The 5,285-nt window shown below is 44.6% G+C and carries 6 protein-coding genes; all 6 read left to right on the forward strand.

The annotated features are described in order from the left end of the window. The first annotated feature begins 472 nt into the window (after positions 1-472). On the forward strand, positions 473-640 hold the full coding sequence (locus RWJ96_RS06755; RefSeq protein ID WP_314019624.1) for a CD1871A family CXXC motif-containing protein: 168 nt from the start codon (positions 473-475) through the stop codon (positions 638-640). A gap of 79 nt (positions 641-719) precedes the next feature. Beyond that, positions 720-1,610 carry a 4Fe-4S binding protein gene (locus RWJ96_RS06760; RefSeq protein ID WP_262363821.1) on the forward strand — a complete coding sequence of 297 codons (891 nt, stop codon included), beginning with the start codon at positions 720-722 and terminating at the stop codon, positions 1,608-1,610. 59 nt (positions 1,611-1,669) lie between these two features. Next, a complete protein-coding gene (locus tag RWJ96_RS06765) occupies positions 1,670-2,308 on the forward strand; it encodes a TlpA disulfide reductase family protein (RefSeq protein ID WP_314019626.1) in 639 nt (212 codons plus the stop codon). A gap of 178 nt (positions 2,309-2,486) precedes the next feature. Further along, complete coding sequence (locus tag RWJ96_RS06770) at positions 2,487-3,167, forward strand: response regulator transcription factor (RefSeq protein ID WP_314019627.1); 681 nt, start codon at positions 2,487-2,489, stop codon at positions 3,165-3,167. Continuing rightward, positions 3,160-4,308, forward strand: coding sequence for a HAMP domain-containing sensor histidine kinase (locus RWJ96_RS06775; protein ID WP_314019628.1), 1,149 nt, complete (start codon positions 3,160-3,162; stop codon positions 4,306-4,308). The genes RWJ96_RS06770 and RWJ96_RS06775 overlap by 8 nt, the downstream gene beginning before the upstream one ends. A 118-nt stretch (positions 4,309-4,426) precedes the next feature. Continuing rightward, complete coding sequence (locus RWJ96_RS06780) at positions 4,427-5,182, forward strand: DeoR/GlpR family DNA-binding transcription regulator (protein WP_314019629.1); 756 nt, start codon at positions 4,427-4,429, stop codon at positions 5,180-5,182. The last annotated feature ends 103 nt before the right edge of the window (positions 5,183-5,285 follow it).

Below are 5,285 nucleotides of genomic sequence, written 5' to 3' on the forward strand. Positions count from 1 at the left end.
GGTAAATTCCGCTTCTAAGGAACACACCTATGACAGATATTCTGCACAATTGCGGGCATATTACACACCTAATGAAGATAATCTGCATGTCTTAGCTATTTTCAGCGTCATGTATACGTCTTTTTGACAGATTATCTGTCATAGGTGTGTTGTGGAGATTTGAAATTTGCCTCGTGAGCCGATGGCGAGAGGCCCCGATTTTATCGCAAGTCGTATACCTGCAGTTTTATGTGATTGCATATTTTATAAGTTCGGAGGTTTATATAAAAAGTTTCATGGCAACTTTTGGGTCGCACTTGAGCCACATTAAAGATGCATTTAAGGGTCATTGTCATTGGCATTGCCATGATATTCGTAGAAATTCAAAAGATATTTGAGCAGCTGTTTGTAACCCTTCCTGGAAAATTTAAATCAGCTTAACAGGGATTTAACACCCCTTCTGTTGTACTAGAGCCAGGAGAAGGGAGTATCTATGAAATCAAAGCAAGCTTGTGGTTGGAGCTGCCGCCTACGTGTCCTGCCTATTCTATTTTTGCTATTAGGATGTGCATTTGTATTCTATGGCGCTTCTCGCGGAGAGGTTCAGACCGTATTGGGAAAAGCGGTACGAATCTGCCTTGAGTGTGTAGGTATTGGTTAGGTGACCTGCGGTGAAAGTGCTCTCAGGGATAAAATTTCTTGGAAAGAAAGTGCGAGAATTTATCACTAAAAGAGGTTTCGTGCAGGCATGCGCAACCTTTCTAACCAACCCTCACCTAACAAATTTTGCTAAGGGAACAATCTATACTGGTCCTGCAAAGTCAGTCTGTGTCCCTGGACTTAACTGCTATTCTTGCCCAGCGGCTACGGGCGCTTGCCCCATTGGAGCATTTCAGGCGGTAGTCGGATCTTCTAAATTCAGCTTCTCGTATTACATTACGGGTATTTTGATTCTCATTGGAACTTTGCTAGGCAGGTTTGTCTGCGGATTTCTTTGTCCATTTGGCTGGGTACAAGATCTTCTCCACAAGATTCCATTCCCAAAAAAATTTAGCACTAAAAAGCTCAAAGCCTTGCGCTATTTGAAGTACGTCATATTAATTGTACTTGTCTGGGCTCTACCAGCTTTGATTCAAAATGCCGTAGGAATGGGAGAGCCTTATTTCTGTAAGTATGTTTGTCCACAGGGAATTCTCGAGGGAGCAATTCCGCTTTCTTTAGCAGATGTCAGCATTAGGGCAGCTCTGGGCACACTTTTTACGATGAAGTTCAGCATTCTGGCAACTGTCGTACTGTTGAGCATCATGTTTTATCGTCCTTTTTGCAAATGGATTTGCCCGCTCGGAGCTTTTTATTCTCTATTCAATCGCATCTCAATTTTGCAGTATCGAGTTGATGAGAAGACCTGTGTAAGCTGCGGAAAGTGTGCGCGTACATGCAAGATGGACGTAGATATTACGAAGAATAACGCAGCTCTTGAGTGCATTCGCTGCGGAGAGTGCATAAAGGTATGTCCTGTTCATGCGATTGATGCAAAGCTCCTGTTAATCAACAAGAAAATTGAGCAGTCGGAAAAGGTTGCTACAGCAAAGCACTTGGCTGATCTCCAGGCGACAAGCTCAATAAAGTAAGTGTCATAAAACGTGTATAGCTACGTTTCGTACGTAGAAAAGACAGAAAGGACTATGAAATGAAAAAATTTGTAACAAAATCCCTGACGTATGTCGCTGGCCTGCTTATGGCAGTTGCGCTTGTTGGATGCAGCGTTGGTGGTACTGGCAACACAGGCACAACAACCGCCCCAACTGCCGAGCAGCAGAATTCTGCTGCAGTTCCACCTGAGGCAGCATCAAAACTGCACCTCAAAGACGGCGATACTTTCCCAGATTTTAAGGCAACAGATATCACTACTGGCGCTACCTATGACAACACCGTATTTGGACAGAATAAGGTTACTGTTCTGACCTTCTGGTTCAATGGCTGTACTGGCTGCATTCAGGAGATGCCAATGCTTCAAGAGCTTGCTGATACCTATAAGGACAAAGGTGTCAATGTCTTAGGTGTTAACGCCGAAGCCGCATACACGGACGACGCTAAGAAGGAAGCCGTGAATATTCTCCAGAAGCAGGGCGTTACCTATGGAAACGTCGCTCTTGATCCTCACAGCGATGGCGGTCACGTTATCGAAGGCCTCACAGCGTTTCCAACCACTATGGTTATTGACCAGAACGGTAGACTTGTGGGCGATCCAATTACCGGTGGAGCCAGCAAGCTCCAGGGTAGCGAACTTCAAAAGCGCGTTGACCAGGCTCTTGCTCAGTCAAAGTAGGTTATAGAAACTTACCTACCGCTCACGGCACACGGCGAGAAGAACTTCTCGCCGTAGGGTTCAATCGGTTAGCATTTGAAGTGTTGTATGAAGTACGCCTGGACTGAGTCATTTGAGCTTGGTCCAGGCGCACTCTAATACTTGCAAATAGCATCAAGCTGCATTTGAAAGGGAAGAATTGAAAATCCTTGTAGTGGAAGATGAAAAAGAGCTTCTTGCCTCTATTGGAGAGGGGCTTGAGCTGGACGGTTATTACGTTGATCTTGTCGACAACGGCACTCGGGCTCTTGAAATGGCTCAGCTTGAGCAATATGACCTGATTCTACTTGACCTTAACCTTCCTGGTATCGATGGACTTGATTTGCTGCGCACGCTACGAGCGGAGCACTCAGAGACCAAGGTGCTGATTCTTTCTGCGCGTTCATCGGTGTCTGATCGCATTGTTGGATTAGACGCGGGTGCTGATGACTACCTTATAAAACCCTTTGCGTTTGGTGAGCTCGAGGCCCGTATTAGGACGCTCTTGCGCCGTGAATATACGCATGGAGAAGCGTCTTTGACGCTGGGAGAACTTCGGTTTGACACTACGGCTCGACAAGTTTTTGTTGGGGATTCTCAGGTTAATTTCACCAAGAAAGAACTCGCAATTCTAGAGTATCTGATGCGACACGCCGGAGCGGTTGTGAGCAGTGAAGAGCTCATGACTCATGCATGGGACAGCAACGTGGACTTATTCAGCAATTCTGTGCGTGTTCACATTTTTTCGGTACGAAAAAAGTTACGAGAAGCTCTTGGATATGACCCAATTTCTAACAAAGTAGGAGAGGGTTATTGCTTTAAGAGGGACAGCGATGACTAAGATAAGCGAAATAATCCCAAAGCCAATGCGCTCGATACGTGCCCAACTCACTCTTCTTATGGTGGGCTTATTGGTGTGCTGTTGCGTTGTTTTGACCTGGCTTGTGTATCGCTCAACTTCTGAGCTGCTGGAGCTAGCTGCGGCCAACGCCATCAATCAGGGAGCTCTTTCTATTGTTTTGGATGTAGATGCTATCGAACGCTCTATTTTGTTTGACGCGCTGGGTATCTTGCTTGTTGTGATTGTTGCAGGAAGCTGTGCCGCTTATTTTTTAGCAGGTCACTATACCAAGCCAGTTCAACAACTCTCTGCTCACATGAAAGAAATTAGCCCAAATACATTGTCTGATTCCATTGAAATTGAGGGCGGTGGAGAAGAGATTCAAGAGCTGGTTAAGTCATTTAATCAGATGACTGAGCAACTAGATGAAGCGTTTGCAATGCAGAGGCGTTTCTCGGCTAGCGCAGCTCACGAGCTCAGAACACCAATTGCAGTACTGAGGACCAAGCTGGATGTATTTAAGAAAAAGAAGCGAGAACAGCGTGAATATGACGAGCTTGTAGACACGATGGAGACATATATTGACCGCCTATCTTCAATCATCACTGACCTTTTGGAATTTGCGGAGACATCTGAGCTAGGAGAGACTGAGAACGTTTCTCTTGATGCGGTAATTACGACAGTTGTGGATGATCTTGAATCAGTTGCTCAAAATAATATGGTCAACATGCAGATTGACGTACAACCCAAGGTTCAATCTGAGGCACAAAACTTTATTGTTAAAGGAAATACCAATCTGCTATATCGAGCTCTTTACAACCTGGTCGAAAATGCCATTCGTTATAACAATGAAGAAGGTTCAGTTAACATTACTCTAGAAACCAGGGGTCAAGAAGGCGTGATTATAATTGCCGATACAGGAGTAGGCATTGCGCCTGAGCAAAGAGAGCTTGTATTTGAGCCATTCTACAGGGTGAATAAGTCACGATCCAGAGAGTTTGGCGGCGCGGGTATTGGTCTCTCGCTGGTTAAGACCATCTTAAAGCGACATGGAGCTTTCATCACAGTCTCTGAAAACAACCCTCAGGGTTCTGTGTTTACAATCAGAATTCCACTGGTTGATTCAAAAGATATTGACTAACTTTTACATACTTTATCGGTACCGCCGTTCGGAGACAGGACAAAATAAGACAGAATGCCATGAGTCAATACAGGGTACAATTGTCCTAAATGAAAATACCTGTTCAAAGGCAGAAACGATGTTTTTAAAAGAACGCCAAGATAAGATTGTGGAGTTCGTTAATACTAACGGGAGAGCAACGGTCATTGAGCTTTCGGAGAAGTTTAGTGTTACTGAAGACTGCATCAGAAAAGACCTTAAGCACCTCGATGGTCAGGGTCTTTTAAAGCGTGTATATGGCGGTGCTATCAGTACATCAGTACAGCCTAACTGGAATATCAGTACACGCATCAACACCAAAATTCCTGAGAAGCGCGTTATTGCAGACAAGGCTTACGAGCTCATTGAGCCAGGAGAGACCGTTTACCTAGACATTTCCACAACCAATATCGCACTAGCAGAAAAAATAGCTGCTGGTACTAAATACATGACGGTCATTACCAACATGATTGACATCCTTCAGGCACTAAGTGGAAATCCCGCTATTAAGGTCATTTCGACTGGTGGAACCGTTAATTATGAGCTCAATAGCTTTTACGGATCTGCAGCAATTCAAACACTTGAGTCGTATCACTTTGACAAGGTGTTTATGGGTGCTATCGGTATTAACCTGGATGCAGGCGAGCTCCTCACCTATGACATTGACGATGGAGCCGTTAAACGTCAAGTAATCAAGACTGCCTCTCAGGTCATTCTTATGGTTGACCACGAGAAGTTCAGTTCATCGGGAAGTTATGCCTTTGCGCACTTTGATGATGTTACGACGGTGATTACAGATAAGCTGACGGAGAAGCTCAAAGGTCAGCTCGCAGTTTTTGATGTGATTTGTAAATAAGTGCGAATTCGCAGCATAATCCAAAAAATAAACCCCCGCTGATGTAATTGAACTGCCTCCCATTTCTTGGACATAAGAAATAGGAGGCTTTTTATGCGTATGG

The sequence above is a fragment of the Lancefieldella parvula genome (assembly GCF_963547875.1).
Lineage (GTDB): Bacteria > Actinomycetota > Coriobacteriia > Coriobacteriales > Atopobiaceae > Lancefieldella > Lancefieldella parvula_D.

Coding starts and splice junctions, on each gene's coding strand:
- RWJ96_RS06765 (WP_314019626.1), top strand. CDS start 1,670: ATGAAAAAATTTGTAACAAAATCCCTGACGTATGTCGCTGGCCTGCTT.
- RWJ96_RS06755 (WP_314019624.1), top strand. CDS start 473: ATGAAATCAAAGCAAGCTTGTGGTTGGAGCTGCCGCCTACGTGTCCTG.
- RWJ96_RS06775 (WP_314019628.1), top strand. CDS start 3,160: ATGACTAAGATAAGCGAAATAATCCCAAAGCCAATGCGCTCGATACGT.
- RWJ96_RS06780 (WP_314019629.1), top strand. CDS start 4,427: ATGTTTTTAAAAGAACGCCAAGATAAGATTGTGGAGTTCGTTAATACT.